This window comes from Acinetobacter sp. YH12102 (genome assembly GCF_013419125.1).
Lineage (GTDB): Bacteria > Pseudomonadota > Gammaproteobacteria > Pseudomonadales > Moraxellaceae > Acinetobacter > Acinetobacter pseudolwoffii.
The window spans coordinates 275,288-291,964 of sequence record NZ_VPAS01000003.1 but is presented as its reverse complement, the minus strand read 5'-3'; the positions used below and the strand labels follow the sequence as shown (position 1 = coordinate 291,964).

Here is a 16,677-nt window from a genome sequence, read left to right as displayed (position 1 = left end):
ATTCAGGATGGACGATTTTTACGCTGCTGTCTACGGTAGATAACCCAGGCAATAATGACTATAACAATCGCAATAATCACATAACTGACTTTACTGAAAATTTGCTGCATCAACTCTTGGTTTTCACCAAAGTAAAATCCGACACAGGCCAAAAACGTGGTCCAGATGATGGTTCCGAGTGCGCTATAGAACATGAATTTCCAGAAGGGCATACGGCTCATGCCGGCAGGAATGCTGATCAGTGAGCGGACGGCAGGAACCATGCGGCCAAAAAACACAATCCGATGTCCATAATGTTCAAACCAGCTCAGTGACTTTTTCACATCATTGGATTTGATAAACAGATATTTGCCATAACGGTCGACAAACTTGAAAATGGAATCGTGATTGAATTTATAACCCACCCAGTACAGCAAGGCTGCTGCTAGTAATGAGCCAATGCAACCGGCCATGATCACCCCGACCAGTATTAACTCACCCTGAGAGGCCGAATAGCCCGCAGAAGGCATAATGATTTCGGAAGGGATGGGTGGGAAGACATTATCCAGAAACATGAGCAGGGCAATACCCCAGTAGCCCAGTTGTTCCATGACGGAAATAATCCATTCAGTTAAATTCATAAGATGGTCAAAATAAAAAATACTGCCTGTATCCTAAGCAGTATTTTTTATGCGGTAAAGTCTTGGAATATAAATGAGCAGGCAGAATCAGCTATGTGTCAGCGTATAAATATAGACTTTGCGTAAGCCATAGGCCAAACAGACAGGTAAAACACTCAGCAGCATAAAATGAATGACACTGGTATTAAGATGATAACCAATAAACAGCGCTAAAATCGCGCCAATCACAGTTCCCAAGATGACCACAAACACATGTGACTGGCTCTCAAGCTCGTCATTAACCTGATGAAGTCGTTGTTGTTTTATATTCTCTTTGGGTTGAAACTGAACCAGATTATCTGGATCTCGAGCAAGTGAACTGGTCATGTTATATTCCTTTTCATTTTAAAATTTAAGTTAATAATGAAAGACTTGGCTTAAGATAGACTTTTCAATAGACTAGCAATCTTGCTTGGAAAAAAATAAGGTTCTTGGTAATGAATTGGTGAGAGTTTTATTACTGTTGTAATTTTTATGTAAATAAAAAACCCTCCGAAGAGGGTTTTTATATATTTTCTTACAAAGCGGCTGGCTTAGAGACGTTTACGTTTTGCTGCCAGAATTTGGGACTGACGCATACGGAAACCGTCTTTTTGTTTCTCTGTGGTCTTGTCAATGCAGTACACGCAAGAGACACCATGTTCATAACTTGGCAGCGCCACTTCTTCAGGAAGCAAAGGCCAGCCACAGGCATGGCATTTGGTGTTTTGACCTTCTTCGACACCGTGTGTTACTGCTGTACGGCCATCAAATACGAAGCATTCGCCTTCCCACATACTTTCTTCAGCCGGAGTTTCTTCCAGGTATTTTAAAATACCGCCTTTCAGGTGATACACCTCTGTAAAACCTTCTTGCAGAAGCAGAGAGGTTGATTTTTCACAGCGAATACCACCGGTACAGAACATGGCAATTTTCTTGTCTTTGTGCTGTTCCAGATTATTTTTCACATATTCAGGGAATTCACGGAAGCTTTCAGTTTTCGGGTCAATCGCGCCTTTGAACGTTCCTGCTTTGTATTCGTAATCGTTACGGGTATCAACCAGAATCACGTCATCACGCGCAATCAGTTCATTCCATTCCTGAGGATCAAGATAGTGACCGACCAGATCACGTGGTTTCACTTCTACCCCTAAAGTCACGATTTCTTTTTTTAATTTAATTTTCATTTTACGAAATGGCTTGTCAGAGCTGTCTGACTCTTTATATTCCATCTCAACAAAGCCTTCATTGAGAAGGAACTGGTGAATTTGATCAATCGATGCACGGTCACCTGCAACCGTACCGTTAATCCCTTCACCCGCTACAATGAGTGTTCCACAAAGGTTGATTGTTTTTACCAAGTCTAAAAGACGTTGTTGAAGATCGGCAGGATCTTGAACTTCTTTGAATTGATAAAGTGCGGCAACAACCCAACCAGTCGTCGCTTGCTGTTCTACAGGTGCAAGCTGTTCTACAGTAGCGTTCATGGAATACTCCAACGTAGCATGATAATTTAAAGGCGCATATTTTAGCGTGATTCGAGTGAATAAGCGAGTAAAACACTTGCCTTTTAACAGGCTTCAATTCGTGGGGGAGAGCGTGTATAGTCATGCCCGACCCGGAATTTTGTAAAGTTTTATGCAGTGATGCAGGTACTGGAAGTTGTAGTATCTTTGGAGTGTGTTTTGAGTTCAGATCGTCGTATTGCGTCTTTAACCCCGTGTGCTGGGCGTTGCTCGACCGTATTTGGTGATGCGGTATGTCGTGGTTGCCGCCGTTTCAATCATGAGGTGATTCACTGGAACACTTATGGCGCTGATCAACATCATGCCGTATGGCGGCGTCTGGATGCACAGCTGGATCAGATTTTAGTGCCGTTGTTGCCACATGCAGATATCGTCAAGGTTCAAGCCTTTGTGCTGTCAAAACGGGTACGTTTACGTGACGATGCCTCCAAAGGACGTAAGCTGTATCATGCTTTAAAGCTCTGTGAAAAAAATCGGCATTTTACCGATGATAGTGGTTTGGGGATTCATTATAAGCAGGTACGTCCACTCTGGGATGAGTTTGAGCGCCGGATTCTGGCTTTGGCCACTGCCAGTTATGATCTGGCTTTTCTGCGGGCGGATGGCATTAGTCAGCATCTGATTCATCTGCAGGAAGAGGAATAAGTCCTCTTTTTTTATGCAGAAAAATAACAACAGCTGAGGGAAAAGCATGAATATCAGTGAGTATCTCTTGTATTGTCTGGCTGTTGTGGTAATGATCGCCACGCCTGGTCCGGTGATGTTGCTGGTGGCCAGTGCCGGTCTAAAAGGCGGTTATGCTGCGGCTTTAAGAACTATTTTTGGCACCAATTTCGCTTCATTGATATTGATTGCTTTATCGATATTAAGCCTGAAAGGCTTGCTGGTCATTAATGCGCAATGGCTAGATGCCATCAAGTTGCTGGGTTGTCTGTATATTGGTTATCTGGGGCTGCAAATATTTCGGGAGGTGATTTTCCAGCAAGCAGAGTCAACTCAAAAGAAGTTATCTCCGGTACGTGGCGGCTTTCAGCAGGGTTTTCTGGTCGGTATTTCCAATCCCAAAGATATTATTTTCTTTGCGGCTTTTTTCCCGCAGTTTATTGGTATTACATCTGATCTCGATTTGAGTCTCATAATCTTAACCTTGAGCTGGATCGTGCTGGATTTCCTGACCCTGTCGGTGGTGTATTTGGGTTTTAACCGTTTATCCCGTTCTCGGTTGTATCCGCATTTGCTGGCCTTGTGTGGTCTCATTCTGCTGATCATTGCTCTTTACGGCATTTATCAGATCCTGATTTAAAAAAGTACTGCACAGTTGTAAGGTTCCTGCCTGGCATATGCGCTAAAAATCATGCTAAGGTAAAATCAAATAAAAATTGAACAGATCAGCATGTCTAAAACAGTAACCAAGCCCGATCATCCATTCTCACCGCTGTTATTTATTCAACCTGCTGTTATTCAGATTCTTCAAATCATTGGACTCGCGCTGATCGCTGTCAGTATCGTGTATCTGCTGGCAGCAAACTGGTGGATGCTGCCGAAATTTGTCCAGTTGTTTATGCCGCAAGTTTTATTGCTGGGTTCGGCATTGCTGAGTGTGCATTTTGCTGCGCGAGAAAAGTTAAGACAAAGTCTGGATACTGTATCGGGTTTAATGCTGGGCTTAAGTCTGGCGGTGATTGGGCAGATCTATCAGACTGGCGCGGACAGTTATCAACTATTTTTGCTTTGGGCATTGTTACTTTTGCCTTGGCTGTATCGACCGAATATTGGTGTGTTTGCATTATTTTGCGTGGTCAGCCAGCTGGCGCTTTATTTTTATTTTAAACAAAGCTTTTGGTTGGTGCGTGCTGAAACTGCCTATCTGCTCAGTCTTAATCTGTTGACCGGACTGAGTCTGATCTATGCATTACGCTATTATCCGGTTTTACGCTATCTGTTGATTGCCGTGGTGGTACTCATTTCGGTATTCAGCATGTTTCGATTTATCGACTCGAATTCGATCTGGTATTTGGCTTCGGTACTGGTCTTAGCACTGTTATTTAGTGCTTATTTCTATACTCGGCAGCAACAGCTGGAAACCAGTTTGCTGGTTGCAGGGCTGGCACTGAGTTTTAGCATTCTGATTTTTGATCTCACAGACCAATATTTGCAAAATTCAGCTGCAGGCTTATTGGTGCTGGCTTTGCTCATCTTTGGCTGGTTTGCGGCGATTAGTGCGCTGCTGATAAAGCTGTTACCCCAGAGCCGGTTTTCGGTCATTCCACTGGCGCTGGGCGCATGGATTGCTGGTGTGATACTGGCCATGCTGTTGCTGACCTATTGGGAAAGTTTATCCATCCTGATGGGGCTAATCTTTATCGGGATTGCCTGGTGGCTGATTCATAGCAAGCCTTCAGTTTTTCTGCGGCAACTGGCTTATTGTTTGTGGGTTTGCGGTCAGGCTGCTGTCCTGATTCATACCGAATTGTTGACAGATAGTTTGTTGTTGATCTGGCTGATACAAATCGGTATTACGTTGCTAAGTATCATGAATCGCATGCATTGGCTGGTGCTGCTATTACAGTTATTACTGGCTCATGCGTTGGGAATTGCAGTTTTAATCGAGCAGCACCCATTTTCTCATGACCATCGCCTGATCACATGGATCATGCTGTTGAATTACAGTGTGCTGATCGTGGCTTTACTCACTGCAAGACACTGGCTTGCTTCAGCTTATGCCAAAAGTGTGAATCTGTGGATGATCAGTATTTTGGCAGCAACGGCTATTTTTCAATGTCTGTTGCAATTTGGCGTAGCGCAGCAACTGCATCCGCGCGGTATAGATGAAGCAATTGTTTTCTATATTTTACCCGCAGTATGGCTGCTGAGTTTTATCGGAATACATCTGAAGCAATTTTCGCTGACACCACTCTGGCTGATTCCTGCCGCAGGCATTTTACTGATTGCACTGGGCTATTTTGAAATTTTCATCATTCTGGTACTTATGGCCTGGGCGATGGTCAATCAACAGCGATTGATGCAGGCCTTATTGGTTCTGTTACTGATCTTCTGGTTATGGTTGCTGTATTACAATCTGGGACTCAGCTTTTTATTTAAGAGTGTCAGTATCTTTGCTTCAGGTCTGCTGGTTTTGCTTCTGGCTTATGTGTTGAGCTCACCGAAATTTCAGTCGAAAACAGGAGTAGCCTCATGAAAAAGTTCTGGGTGCTACACCTGAGTATTTTTAGTATTGCCTTATTTGTGGGCTTAATTATCCAGCATGAATGGCATTTAAGAAATAGTCAGAGTATTTTTGTTAAGTTGGCGCCCGTCGATCCGCGTTCGATTTTGCAGGGCGATTATATGGCGCTGAACTATCAGTTGCATTTTGCTGGTCTAGATGCTGATGAAACTGCCCTGAATCAAACAGGTTCAGATATCACTATTCAGGATTTTAAAGATCGGTCTCAGGTCATGAGCTATGTACGCTTGGATGCACAACGACGGGTGATACGAAGCAGTTTTGATCCGCGTCTGTTACAAGTTCATCCGGCATCTTCCGCAAAACTGCTGTTAAAGAATCCACGCAATAGTTTTGAAGCTTTATATCCGGCGGCCAATAGTTTTTTATTCGCCGAAGGCCTGGAGCCGTGTTATCGCAGTGCCAAATTTGCCGAACTTAAGCTTAAGGAAAATGGAAAGGCTTTACTGGTTAATCTTGTTGACTCCCATTTAAAGCCCCTAAATTGTGAAAGTTCTAAAAGCTGGCGGCAGGGCAGTTAATTATATTTAGTCATTCTGGCCATAAAAAAGCCCGCGAGGTGCGAGCTTTGGGAATCTGGTCGAATCGACTTAAGCGACTTGTACCGGAATACAGTTGGCAGTATGGCTGACGGTATTGTTTGGATTTGCATAGACCAAGCGTGGCTGATGTGCATTTGCTTCAGCTTCAGTGAAATCACCAAAAGTTGCAATAATGATGATATCGCCTACATCGGCTTGATGTGCAGCGCCACCATTGACTGAAATGATGCCTGAATTATCTTCGCCACGAATGGCATAAGTTGCAAAACGTTTACCATTGGTCACGTTCCACACATGAATTTCTTCGTATTCGCGAATGCCAGCTAAATCCATCAAAACGCCATCAATTGCACATGAACCTTCATAGTGTAATTCTGCATGTGTAACGTGAGCGCGGTGAATTTTGCATTTTAATAAACGAGATAGCATGGCTAGCGTCCCCTGAGTTGAACTAAGACTTTGATCATCATATGGTTGAATCAATTTCTACGACACTGGATAAGTGGGTAGGCTTGCGCATTTTGCGCTTAAATGATCTTTCTGACAAGCGGAATTGTCCAGCGATTTTTGAATGATCAGTTCGGCTTATAGGCATTAATTTGATTCATGGCTTGCTGTACTTCTGCATTCACCAGCATTTTGGTACGTGCGAGCGCATGTGAAATTGCATCATCCATTAACTTTTGTTCGCTGCTCGGCGCTTTGCTGAGCACATGACCAGAAACACGGTCTTTGGCACCAGGATGGCCGATTCCAATACGCAGGCGATGGAAGTTTGAACCAATATGCGGCACGATATCGCGTAGACCATTATGACCACCGTGACCACCACCCGTTTTCAGACGAATGATACCAGGATTCATATCCAGTTCATCATGGGCAATCAGGATCGATTCAGGTGCGATATTGTAGAATTTGGCGAAAGGAACAACACTTTTACCGGAAAGGTTCATAAAGGTTGTAGGTAGAAGAAGACGAACGTCTTGACCTTCGATATTGCCACGACCACTAAATCCATTGAATTTCGGGTCTTTCTTGAGGGTAATGCCATATTGCTCTGCAAGGCGTTCTACGAACCAGGCCCCTGCATTATGGCGGGTTTGGGCATACTCAGAACCTGGGTTGCCCAAACCAACAATCAGTGAAATATTTGACACTAATTACACCATTAACACTTATGCGCGTTTAAAGTCAGCGTGCATAGGCGTGTTTTTAGCTGGGTGACGTTGTAAGGCTTGGATTTTCACGCTTTCAACTTTACCGTCTACATCAATTTCGATAACTTCTTCAAAGAAAGAGTTGTTTTCTAAGAATTTAACAAGCTGACGAAGCTCAAGAGTAACAGCTACAGGAGCAGCTTCGCCACCGTAGATGATTGCAGGAACTTTAGCTTGAAGACGAAGGCGGCGGCTCGAACCTTTCCCTTGAACTGCTTCTTCACGTGCTGCTGCGTTTAATACGAAGTTTGCCATGATAGACATCCTATTTAAGTTAAATGAACCAGACTTGCGACCAGTCTAGTGAGTAAAAGCCCTACCAAATGGCAGGGCTTTGAAAATTCAGCGCTCTATTATAGATAAGAATCGAACATTGCGCTAATAGATTCTTCGTTGTTAATGCGACGAATCGTTTCGGCAACCATGCTGGCTACGGAAACCTGGCGAATCTTGCCCAGTGCTAAAGCTTCATCTGAAAGTGGGATGGTGTCACAAACCACCAACTCATCAATCACAGAATGTCTTAAGTTTTCTAATGCTTTACCAGAAAGTACTGGATGCGTTGCATAAGCAACAACCTTGCGAGCACCGAAAGTTTTCAATGCATCAGCTGCTTTGCATAAAGTGCCTGCAGTATCTACCATGTCATCGACGATGACACAATCACGATCTTTCACATCGCCAATCAAATGCATCACTTGTGATTCATTCGCTTTTTGACGACGCTTATCGATGATTGCAAGATCGATATCACCCATTTGTTTCGCAACAGCACGTGCACGAACCACACCACCGACGTCAGGTGAAACCACCATCAGGTTGTGATGTGACTGCTGACGTAAGTCAGCAAGTAGCGCTGGTGTACCGTAGATGTTGTCTACAGGGATATCGAAGAAACCTTGGATCTGGTCAGCATGAAGATCAATCATCACAACGCGGTCAATACCTACAGTCGTCAGCATGTCTGCAACGACTTTAGCAGTAATTGGCACACGGCTTGAACGTGGACGACGGTCTTGACGAGCATAACCAAAGTAAGGAATCACGGCAGTAATACGACCTGCACTTGCACGACGCAAAGCGTCAGCCATGACTAAGATTTCCATCAGGTTATCGTTAGTAGGAGCACAAGTAGGTTGCACGACGAATACGTCTTTACCACGAACGTTTTCAGTAATCTCGACAGCGATTTCACCATCAGAGAACTGACCTACAGAGGCAGCGCCTAGAGGAATATGTAAGTGACTTACGACTTTTTGAGCGAATTGTGGATGCGCAGATCCACTAAAAACGACAAGATTGGGCATGAAGCACCCTTGGCGGTTGGGATATATGGGAATAGATGGCAGGGGTAGCTGGATTCGAACCAACGGATGCCGAGATCAAAACCCGGTGCCTTACCACTTGGCGATACCCCTAATGCGGCAGAACTTTAATATTTTTACGGTAAAGTGTCAAGGTAAATTAACAGTCTTACAGCAAATGAGTGTTCTGTCTTTTTTCGAGAAAATGGCAGGGGTAGCTGGATTCGAACCAACGGATGCCGAGATCAAAACCCGGTGCCTTACCACTTGGCGATACCCCTAAATTTGATGAACTGTAAGATGGCAGGGGTAGCTGGATTCGAACCAACGGATGCCGAGATCAAAACCCGGTGCCTTACCACTTGGCGATACCCCTAATACAGTACATCTACAGGTGAAAATGGCAGGGGTAGCTGGATTCGAACCAACGGATGCCGAGATCAAAACCCGGTGCCTTACCACTTGGCGATACCCCTATCTACACTTTAAACTGAACTAAAGGTGATTCTTGTAAACTGTTGACCAGGTAAGCTTTACATGGTGCATTTGCAAGAATATCTTCGATATTCAGATTTTCAGTGACTTCAATAAACACACAAGCACCTGTACCTGTAAGTTTTGCAATACCGAACTGGTCGAGATATTGCATCGCTTCATCGACTTCAGGATATAAGGATCGAGCCAGTGGCTCAAAGTTATTTCCAAAATCAGATGGCGTTTGCTGATAGGCGCAAAATTTAGTGCTCTTCGTGTCTCTTGTCAATGCTTTTTGCGAAAAAAGCCGTTGAGTGCTGATAAAACAGTCAGGTTTTAACACAATGAATTGTTTTTGATCTAAGTCTATGAATGTTAAGTGTTCGCCAATGCCTTCAGCCCAAGCATTTCGACCATGTACAAATATCGGTACATCTGCACCCAGCTTGACTCCGAGATCTGCCAGTTGCTCGATATTTAAACCGCACTGCCAGAGCTGGTTCAGCACAATCAGGGTGGTGGCTGCATTAGACGAGCCGCCCCCGAGTCCAGCACCCATCGGGATATTTTTTTCCAGATGAATCTTTAGTCCGGATAGTGTTTGAGCATAGGGCTTCAACAGTTGTACCGCACGATAGATTAAATTCTGTTCTAGGTCGACGGAGGCCAGCCCTTCAATCTGGATGTGTTGATTATCTGTTTGTTCAAACTCCAGCCAGTCATACAGATCAATCAGCTGAAAAATGCTTTGCAGCTCGTGATAGCCATTTTCACGGCGACCGGTAATATGTAAAAACAAATTCAGTTTAGCAGGCGAGGGAACACGAATCATCATGGGCTAACATCAGGTCAATTAACGGTTTTCAATGATCATTGTAATACGGTTTTCCGCGCCATTTTCAAGTGACTGCTTTAAAATCAAGCGGTTTGGTATTTTGGCCTGCGCATTGTAATTGAGATCGACCGTCCAGCCCTGTTCAATAATCTGGCTAATCCGCTGCGTGTCGTCTTTTTGTAATTTTGCAGTCGTGGTAGCAGGGCGGGCCTGTACCCAGTCCACTAAATAGCTGATCGGTGCTTGCCAGCCTGTGGCGCGTTGCAGTAATTCTTCGGCACTTGCCGCTTGAATCACACCTGTTTTAGCACTGTTTAATGTGACTTGGCCGGGCGTGCCGGAAATCTGGGTTTTGCCCACACCTAAAATACCACTCAGCTCAATATCAAATTCTTCTTGCTGTTGTACCCAGGTAAAGAATGCACTGCCGGTCTGTTGCGGTGTGCGCACACCAATTTTACCTTGCAGCTGGAATTGATTATCTGCCTGTACAGAAGGTGTCACTGGCGTTTGCGGATTGATCATCTGCTGACAGCCAGTTAAGAATAAAGCAGTTGCTGCAAAGGCACAGCAGCCCAATTGGCTTAAATTGCGCATAAAAGAATTAACTCGTTTGGTTTTGTGGTGCTAACAATAGCGAATTAAGTTGTTTTAATTCGGGGTCATTTGGATGGTTTTGTTGTAATTGTTGTAACACTTGATGGAAGTGTTGTATATCACCATTCATGTACAACGAACGCGCATAACGTACCCCAATCTTCACGCTTGGATTGAGTTGATATGCTTTGTATAAGACATCTGCAGCCGTGGCAAAGTCATTCTGTAAATAACAGATATAACCATAAGTATCCAGAATGGAAGCCTGTTCCGGTGCATATTCCAGTGCCTGTTCGACATAGCGGCGCGCTTCTTCCAGACGCCGGTTCTGCATTGCCAGGGTATAGGCATAGGCATTCAGATAGGTCGGACTATTCGGTTCAATCTTGAGTAAATTTGCCAGCAATTTATCCAGCTTGTTGCGATCCTGATGTGGATCTAGCAATAGCACTTGCGCATAAACCAGTTCCGGATCATCCGGCAGGTTTTTGCTGGCTTCTTCTAGCAGGCGGATCGCAGCTTTTTTATTCTGCATACGCGTTAAAATATCTGCCTGGGCCAGATATAAAAAGCTGGCATGTTGTGGATAATTCACCCGTTCCTGAGTCAAGAAACGCAGCGCATCATGCAGCTTATCCTGCTGGGCAAAAATCGAGATCATGTTACGACGCGAGACGGTGTACAGACTGCCATCGACCAGACGATAATAGGCTTTGGCGGTTTCATAATGCTGTTTGCGTTCAGCATTCACTGCCAGATAATAATAGGCTTCATTTTGATACTGCGCAGAATAACGCAGTTCGACCAGATGTTTTTCGGCCTTCTCGTATTCTTCCAGATCAATACTGGTCAGTCCGGCAATGAACAGGGCTTCTTCAGCCGTTGGCCATTTTTTTAGAATGTCTTGCAGTTTTTTCAGCGCCAAAGTCGCTTCGTTCAGCTTGACCAGATATTTGACTTCGGCCAGACGCACATCCAGATTATTGCGGTGTTTACGGCTGGATTTTTCATACCATTGCAGGGTTTCTTCTGGATCGCCAAGCGCATTCAGCAGATTGGCTTTCATCAGGATATAACCAGTCGCATTCGGACGTTTTTTTAGAGCACGGTTAATGGTATTTAAAGCCTGTTCCAGCTGACCATTTTGTGCTTCCAGACCGGCCACCAGCACCAGAATAGACGGATTGTCTCTGGCTTTGGTGGTGCTTAAAGCCTGAATCAGATAGCTGCGGTCTTCTGTGCCTTCAGGTGAAATCCCAGCGAGAATTTCTTCCAGATCGGCACTGTCATCAATTTGCAGGATTTTCTCTAAGGTCTCTGCCGCCAGCTCATACTCATGCGCTTTCAGGGCAATATGGGATAAATAAAATAAAGCGGGGACATCCTGCGGCTCCTGTACCACCCAGTGGGTCGAGATATCGAGGGCTGCCTGTAAATCATCATGTTCCAATGCAACATTCAGTGCACGCTGCTTGACCGTGGTGGAATTGCTCTTGATTGCCAGAACCGTATAGTTGTGCAAAGCAGTCGGAATGTCATGTGCGGCAATGGCAAACTCGGCCATCATACTTTGTTTTATGGCATCATAATTTTGATTTGCATGGTAAACTGCTTCCGCTGCATAAAGATGAGCAGTTGAAGCCATGCTACCCACCAATAGGAATGTGGTAGAATATTGCTTAATTGTAGGGCCGTTGATACGGCTGATTGTTTGACGCAATTTTTCTTGATCCAAGTAATGCTTTTTATGACACCGATATTGCACAATAGCATAAATTTATTGAAATGATGACCTGATATGTCTTTCTTTGCATTGGGTGTCAACCATCAAACTGCCTCTGTAGAACTGCGGGAACAAGTTGCGTTTAACCCTGAAAAGTTAAGTGCCATTCTTGCCGAGCAAAGCCAACACCCTGAATTAAACGACATGGTGGTGGTGTCTACATGTAACCGAACCGAAGTTTACGCGATGTCTGACAATGTCGACATGGTGCTGAACTGGCTCGCCCAAAAAAATGGGGTGGATGTCAAACAACTGCAAAATCATGTCTATCGTTATGAAAATGCCCAAGCCGTGACGCACTTGATGCGTGTCGCCAGTGGTCTGGATTCACTGATGCTGGGTGAACCGCAGATTCTGGGACAAGTCAAAAATGCACTTTCTCTTGCCAAAGACTCCCAGACGGTGTCACGCAGTTTAAACCGAATTTTTGAATATGCCTTTTATGCGGCCAAACGGGTTCGTTCCGAGACTGCTGTCGGCAGTCATGCGGTATCGATGGGCTATGCGGTTGCACAGTTGGCCCTACAGGTATTTAGTCATCCAGACAAGCTCACCATTATGGTGGTAGCAGCCGGGGAGATGAACAGTCTGGTCGCCAAGCATCTCGCAGAAATGGGTGTGGGCAAGATTATTATCTGTAACCGTACCCGAGAACGTGCAGACATTCTGGCGCAGGAAATTGCGCATCGGGTAGAAGTAGAAATTATTGACTTTGACCAGCTGGCAGACAATCTGCATCGCGCCGATGTGATTTCCAGTTGTACCGGCAGTCTGCATCAGGTGATTCATTTTGCAGATATCAAAGCGGCACTGAAAAAACGCCGTTACCAGCAAATGTTGTTAGTCGATCTGGCCGTGCCACGTGATATCGATCCTAAAGTTGAAAAACTTGATGGGGTATATCTGTATGGCGTCGATGATCTGCAAAGCGTGATTGAGGAAAATCTGGCGCATCGTCGTCAGGCTGCGGTTGAAGCCGAAGTTATGGTGAATCAGCTCGCAACAGAACTGATGACCCAGCAAAAGGTCAAGCAGGCCGGGGCCACCATTCATGCTTATCGTGACCATGGTGAAGAGTTGCGGCAGGAAGAACTGGCATTGGCGCTGCAACGTATTGCCCAGGGTGAAAAAGCAGAAATGGTTATGGCTGAGTTTTCGCACCGCCTGACACAGAAACTCTTACATCCGACTTCTATTGTGCTGCGTGAGGCGGCCAAGGCGGAAGATCCAAGCTGTTTTGAAATGATGCGCGATACCTTGCAAGAGGTAGTTGATACACGCCGCAAGACCAAACATTAGCGAGCTCTTTAACAATAGCTATTTTGAAGAACGGCGTTTAGAGATAAACGCCTTATTTTTATTTGAAGCGATTTAAAACTGTTAATCGTCCAATAAGGTCATGGAGCGTTTTTTATCAATTTCGTAAATCTGCATTTTCAGATTCTTCATTTCTGCAATGCTGCTAAATTTTTTCGATTTTATCTTGTTTTTCAGACACTGATATTGCAGCTTGGTCGAGAAGTCTGCCGCCAGTTTGTCGGCCTGTTCAGGCGAAGAGGTATAATCGCTCACATTGGCATGTTGTAGAATATGCTGTAATTCATGATGATGTACTGCACAGGCACCTAAAACATAATAGATCGAGAGTTCAGGATCATCCGGCAGGTCATCAAAAATCACATTCAGAATATTTAGGATTTTAAACAGCAGCTGATCTTCAGATACCAGCGCACGCAGTGGTTCAAAATGAATATACAAATAGGGATGATTCATCAAAATTGCAATCACATATTCTTCAGCATCAATTTTGGTGCTAAAACTTAAGGATGCATCGGTATTAACCTTGGGTTGCCATTTACGGTTAAAGCCCAGTTTTTCGCGGAAAAATTGCTGCAGCAAATAGCGGAATGAGCCATGTTTAGGCAATAATTCGGTCAGATTTTTCAGTTCACCCATGACCTGACTTTTACCTTCAGGGGTAGTGATGTCCTGATTTTGGGTCAGATGGGCAAACACGAAGTCCGACATCAGCGGCGCCTGATCCAGCAAGCGTCTAAAGTTTTCGATGCCTTCACGGCGGATCAAGGAGTCCGGGTCATGGTCAGCAGGCAAAACAAAGAATTTCAGCTCACGGCCATCACTGAGTAATGGCAGGGCAATGTCCAGCGTTCGGCGTGCGGCTTTTTGACCGGCAGCATCGCCATCAAAGGCAATGGTAATCCGGTTGTTCTGCTTAAACAGAATGTTCAGATGGTCGGTATTACTGGCAGTCCCCAGTGTCGCGACTGCGCCATGAATGCCGTATTGCTGCAATGCAATCACATCCATATAGCCTTCGACCATCAGCCATTCCTGGGCTTTCTGCTTTCTGCCTTCATACAGCCCATAAAGCAACTGGTTCTTATGGAAAACTTCAGAGTCTGGCGAGTTGATGTATTTGGGCTTGATCTCGTCATTGAGCGCACGGCCACCAAAGCCGACCACACGACCCTTGGTATCACGAATCGGGAAAATTACCCGTTCACGCAATAGATCAAAATCACGGCCACTGTCGCTGGTACGAATCAGCCCCAGTAGTTTCAGGCCTTCAATATCCTGAGGAAAGGCTTTTTCCAGATGTTGCCAGTCTTCAGGTGCATAACCTAAGCGCCAATAGGCAATGGTTTCTGCAGTCAGGCCACGTTGCTTGAAATATTGCTGTGCACTGGAACTGTTGGGTAACTGGCGTTCATAGAACTGCGCAATATTTTCCAGCAGGTCGTATAAGTTGCCGTCTTGCTGAACTTCGGCCATTGGCATGTGTTCAAAAGCAGCAAAAGGGTCGCCGTAGAAATCCTGTTCGGAGGCCTGAAACTCTGCAAATGGATCAAAAGAAGCATCCGACACAGAATATTCTTGTGCTGGGCGTTGCGGAGCTTGCGTATTCTCAACTTTGGTCGTAGCGACTATTTTCGGTTTGGCTGCTTCCCGTTTGTATTTTAATTTATTGGAATCAGTATTGTCTTTTGGCAGTTCAATGCCGGTCTGACTGGACAGGTCTTTCATCACTTCGACGAAATTACGGCTACCAATGTCCATTAAAAAACGGATGGCGTTGCCATTGGCCTGACAGCCAAAACAGTGAAAATATTGTTTGTCACGATAGACGTGAAAAGAGGGCGATTTTTCCTGATGGAAAGGACAGCAGCCCGAATAGGTACGGCCAGTTTTTTTCAGTTTCACGAATTGACCAATCACATCGACAATATCGGTGCGATCGAGAATCTGATCAATCGTATGTTGAGGAATTGCCATAATCTGCTGAGCTTCTCGTGCTGCGTATCTAAGGTTTAAGTGATTGAATCAATAGGATTGAACTGATTCAGGTCAATTCTTTTTAACTTCCTTTGTATACCTTTTGTACGATTTGTTCAAGCCTGGCCGGGACAAAGCAAAAGGGCAAGTATGATACCTTGCCCTTAAAGAAAATGCACCTGTGACAGTCGGCTTATTCGGCAGTCGGTTCAGGTTGCTCTGCTTCGGTATTTTTAGGACGATCAAGCAAACCAAAAGACACACGATTGGTCAGGCTGCGCTTTTCAGTTTCTGGCGCATCCGACTCTGCATTGTTGTCAGTCACCGTCTTGGCTTCTTTACCAAAAATACCCAGTGTGGCACGGTTAAAGAAACTGCTTTCGCTACGTGCTGCACGCAAGTTGACCGTACCATCAGATTTCACCAGATTTGGATAATTCAGCTTTAACACATCAACATATTGCTGAGAGGTTGCTTTATCACCCAGTTGATCATAGCCATAGGCAATCGTTGCCAGTGCTTCTGGAATCTGAGGGGTTTGTGGATAATGTTCCACCACCCATTGTGCACGTTCAACCGCAGCCAGATAGGCTTTACGTTTTAAATTAAAGCGTGCCGCATTCATTTCATGCTCAGCCAGTTCCTGACCGATAAATTTCATGCGCTGCGCTGCATCGACCGCATAGGTGCTAGACGGATAGCGGCGAATGAAATCGACAAAATTCTGATAAGCCACTTTCAGATAGCTGACATCACGATGCGACTGTTTCAGCGAGGTATAACGCAGCAGACCATTATAGTTCTGCTCCATATTGGATACGCCGCGTACATAGTAAGCATAGTCGACATTTGGATGTTGTGGATTCAGACGGATAAAACGCTCTGCCAGTGCCACTGCACCTTCATAATCTTTTTGCTGAAATTTTACATATAACAGTTCAAGTTGCGCTTGCGGAGCATACTGACTGGTCGGGAAATAGGTTTCCAGTGCTTCTAGCTGTTTTGCGGCATCGGTATATTGATTACGATCTAGCGCTTTCTGTGCTTTTTGAATATAAACTTGCTCGCTAGATTCAGGACCTTTATCCACGACTTCTTTTTTGGGATTACTGCTACAGCCTACCATTGCCGATGCAATGCCAATCGTGAGGGCAAGCATTGTCATTTTATAATGTGGTAGCGACATAAAAATTCCTCTGTTAATACGGGCAATGAGCTAC

At 44.8% G+C, this 16,677-nt stretch carries 17 protein-coding genes and 4 tRNA genes; 5 read left to right on the top strand and 16 right to left on the bottom strand.

Annotated features, from left to right (window positions below):
- Window positions 1–2: 2 nt before the first annotated feature.
- From FTU42_RS04010 to FTU42_RS04000, 3 genes are all read right to left on the bottom strand, one after another.
- Window positions 3–620 carry a DedA family protein gene (locus tag FTU42_RS04010; protein ID WP_180049603.1) on the bottom strand — a complete coding sequence of 206 codons (618 nt, stop codon included), beginning with the start codon at window positions 618–620 and terminating at the stop codon, window positions 3–5.
- An 87-nt stretch (window positions 621–707) separates the two neighbouring features.
- Window positions 708–986, bottom strand: coding sequence for a hypothetical protein (locus FTU42_RS04005; protein ID WP_005097750.1), 279 nt, complete (start codon window positions 984–986; stop codon window positions 708–710).
- A 206-nt stretch (window positions 987–1,192) separates the two neighbouring features.
- Window positions 1,193–2,125, bottom strand: coding sequence for a rhodanese-related sulfurtransferase (locus tag FTU42_RS04000; RefSeq protein ID WP_180083059.1), 933 nt, complete (start codon window positions 2,123–2,125; stop codon window positions 1,193–1,195).
- A gap of 198 nt (window positions 2,126–2,323) precedes the next feature.
- On the opposite strand from FTU42_RS04000, the gene FTU42_RS03995 reads away from it, so the two are divergent.
- The 4 genes from FTU42_RS03995 to FTU42_RS03980 all read left to right on the top strand — a co-directional run bounded on the left by FTU42_RS03995 (window position 2,324) and on the right by FTU42_RS03980 (window position 5,932).
- Window positions 2,324–2,809, top strand: coding sequence for a DUF1289 domain-containing protein (locus FTU42_RS03995; RefSeq protein WP_035337988.1), 486 nt, complete (start codon window positions 2,324–2,326; stop codon window positions 2,807–2,809).
- Between the two features lie 46 nt (window positions 2,810–2,855).
- Window positions 2,856–3,467, top strand: a complete 612-nt coding sequence (locus FTU42_RS03990; RefSeq protein ID WP_180083058.1) for a LysE family translocator — start codon at window positions 2,856–2,858, stop codon at window positions 3,465–3,467.
- Between the two features lie 90 nt (window positions 3,468–3,557).
- Window positions 3,558–5,363 (top strand): DUF2157 domain-containing protein, encoded by a 1,806-nt coding sequence (locus FTU42_RS03985; protein WP_180083057.1) that lies wholly within the window; start codon window positions 3,558–3,560, stop codon window positions 5,361–5,363.
- A complete protein-coding gene (locus FTU42_RS03980) occupies window positions 5,360–5,932 on the top strand; it encodes a GDYXXLXY domain-containing protein (protein WP_180049605.1) in 573 nt (190 codons plus the stop codon). The genes FTU42_RS03985 and FTU42_RS03980 overlap by 4 nt, the downstream gene beginning before the upstream one ends.
- A 69-nt stretch (window positions 5,933–6,001) precedes the next feature.
- Here the strand turns inward: FTU42_RS03980 and panD are convergent, their stop codons facing one another.
- The 11 genes from panD to FTU42_RS03925 all read right to left on the bottom strand — a co-directional run bounded on the left by panD (window position 6,002) and on the right by FTU42_RS03925 (window position 12,100).
- Complete coding sequence (gene panD / locus FTU42_RS03975; protein WP_005097743.1) at window positions 6,002–6,382, bottom strand: aspartate 1-decarboxylase; 381 nt, start codon at window positions 6,380–6,382, stop codon at window positions 6,002–6,004.
- 146 nt (window positions 6,383–6,528) lie between these two features.
- Window positions 6,529–7,110 (bottom strand): aminoacyl-tRNA hydrolase, encoded by a 582-nt coding sequence (gene pth / locus FTU42_RS03970; RefSeq protein WP_005097742.1) that lies wholly within the window; start codon window positions 7,108–7,110, stop codon window positions 6,529–6,531.
- 18 nt (window positions 7,111–7,128) lie between these two features.
- On the bottom strand, window positions 7,129–7,425 hold the full coding sequence (gene rplY, locus FTU42_RS03965; RefSeq protein ID WP_005097741.1) for a 50S ribosomal protein L25: 297 nt from the start codon (window positions 7,423–7,425) through the stop codon (window positions 7,129–7,131).
- A gap of 98 nt (window positions 7,426–7,523) precedes the next feature.
- A complete protein-coding gene (locus tag FTU42_RS03960) occupies window positions 7,524–8,477 on the bottom strand; it encodes a ribose-phosphate pyrophosphokinase (RefSeq protein ID WP_005097740.1) in 954 nt (317 codons plus the stop codon).
- Window positions 8,478–8,513: 36 nt separating this feature from the next.
- A tRNA-Gln gene (locus FTU42_RS03955) sits at window positions 8,514–8,588 on the bottom strand.
- A gap of 92 nt (window positions 8,589–8,680) precedes the next feature.
- Window positions 8,681–8,755, bottom strand: a tRNA-Gln gene (locus FTU42_RS03950).
- A gap of 20 nt (window positions 8,756–8,775) precedes the next feature.
- A tRNA-Gln gene (locus tag FTU42_RS03945) sits at window positions 8,776–8,850 on the bottom strand.
- A gap of 25 nt (window positions 8,851–8,875) precedes the next feature.
- Window positions 8,876–8,950, bottom strand: a tRNA-Gln gene (locus FTU42_RS03940).
- A 2-nt stretch (window positions 8,951–8,952) separates the two neighbouring features.
- Window positions 8,953–9,780, bottom strand: a complete 828-nt coding sequence (gene ispE, locus FTU42_RS03935; RefSeq protein ID WP_180075399.1) for a 4-(cytidine 5'-diphospho)-2-C-methyl-D-erythritol kinase — start codon at window positions 9,778–9,780, stop codon at window positions 8,953–8,955.
- Between the two features lie 21 nt (window positions 9,781–9,801).
- Entirely contained in the window at window positions 9,802–10,380 is a 579-nt protein-coding gene (gene lolB, locus FTU42_RS03930; protein WP_180075394.1) for a lipoprotein insertase outer membrane protein LolB, read from the bottom strand.
- A gap of 7 nt (window positions 10,381–10,387) precedes the next feature.
- Entirely contained in the window at window positions 10,388–12,100 is a 1,713-nt protein-coding gene (locus tag FTU42_RS03925) for a tetratricopeptide repeat protein (protein WP_005097736.1), read from the bottom strand.
- A gap of 78 nt (window positions 12,101–12,178) precedes the next feature.
- On the opposite strand from FTU42_RS03925, the gene hemA reads away from it, so the two are divergent.
- On the top strand, window positions 12,179–13,462 hold the full coding sequence (hemA, locus tag FTU42_RS03920; protein WP_005169843.1) for a glutamyl-tRNA reductase: 1,284 nt from the start codon (window positions 12,179–12,181) through the stop codon (window positions 13,460–13,462).
- An 81-nt stretch (window positions 13,463–13,543) separates the two neighbouring features.
- On the opposite strand, the gene FTU42_RS03915 is transcribed toward hemA, so the two are convergent.
- Together FTU42_RS03915 and FTU42_RS03910 are read right to left on the bottom strand one after the other, a co-directional pair.
- The gene (locus FTU42_RS03915; protein WP_100355888.1) at window positions 13,544–15,457 is read right to left on the bottom strand and encodes a DNA primase; all 1,914 of its coding nucleotides are present in this window, start codon (window positions 15,455–15,457) and stop codon (window positions 13,544–13,546) included.
- Window positions 15,458–15,650: 193 nt separating this feature from the next.
- Window positions 15,651–16,643 (bottom strand): outer membrane protein assembly factor BamD, encoded by a 993-nt coding sequence (locus FTU42_RS03910; RefSeq protein ID WP_005097733.1) that lies wholly within the window; start codon window positions 16,641–16,643, stop codon window positions 15,651–15,653.
- Window positions 16,644–16,677: the final 34 nt, after the last annotated feature.

Excerpts from the sequence above, each read along its gene's own strand:
- FTU42_RS04010 (WP_180049603.1), bottom strand. The coding sequence starts at position 620 with ATGAATTTAACTGAATGGATTATTTCCGTCATGGAACAACTGGGCTAC.
- FTU42_RS04005 (WP_005097750.1), bottom strand. The coding sequence starts at position 986 with ATGACCAGTTCACTTGCTCGAGATCCAGATAATCTGGTTCAGTTTCAA.
- FTU42_RS04000 (WP_180083059.1), bottom strand. The coding sequence starts at position 2,125 with ATGAACGCTACTGTAGAACAGCTTGCACCTGTAGAACAGCAAGCGACG.
- FTU42_RS03990 (WP_180083058.1), top strand. The coding sequence starts at position 2,856 with ATGAATATCAGTGAGTATCTCTTGTATTGTCTGGCTGTTGTGGTAATG.
- FTU42_RS03985 (WP_180083057.1), top strand. The coding sequence starts at position 3,558 with ATGTCTAAAACAGTAACCAAGCCCGATCATCCATTCTCACCGCTGTTA.
- FTU42_RS03980 (WP_180049605.1), top strand. The coding sequence starts at position 5,360 with ATGAAAAAGTTCTGGGTGCTACACCTGAGTATTTTTAGTATTGCCTTA.
- panD (WP_005097743.1), bottom strand. The coding sequence starts at position 6,382 with ATGCTATCTCGTTTATTAAAATGCAAAATTCACCGCGCTCACGTTACA.
- rplY (WP_005097741.1), bottom strand. The coding sequence starts at position 7,425 with ATGGCAAACTTCGTATTAAACGCAGCAGCACGTGAAGAAGCAGTTCAA.
- FTU42_RS03960 (WP_005097740.1), bottom strand. The coding sequence starts at position 8,477 with ATGCCCAATCTTGTCGTTTTTAGTGGATCTGCGCATCCACAATTCGCT.
- ispE (WP_180075399.1), bottom strand. The coding sequence starts at position 9,780 with ATGATTCGTGTTCCCTCGCCTGCTAAACTGAATTTGTTTTTACATATT.
- lolB (WP_180075394.1), bottom strand. The coding sequence starts at position 10,380 with ATGCGCAATTTAAGCCAATTGGGCTGCTGTGCCTTTGCAGCAACTGCT.
- hemA (WP_005169843.1), top strand. The coding sequence starts at position 12,179 with ATGTCTTTCTTTGCATTGGGTGTCAACCATCAAACTGCCTCTGTAGAA.
- FTU42_RS03915 (WP_100355888.1), bottom strand. The coding sequence starts at position 15,457 with ATGGCAATTCCTCAACATACGATTGATCAGATTCTCGATCGCACCGAT.
- FTU42_RS03910 (WP_005097733.1), bottom strand. The coding sequence starts at position 16,643 with ATGTCGCTACCACATTATAAAATGACAATGCTTGCCCTCACGATTGGC.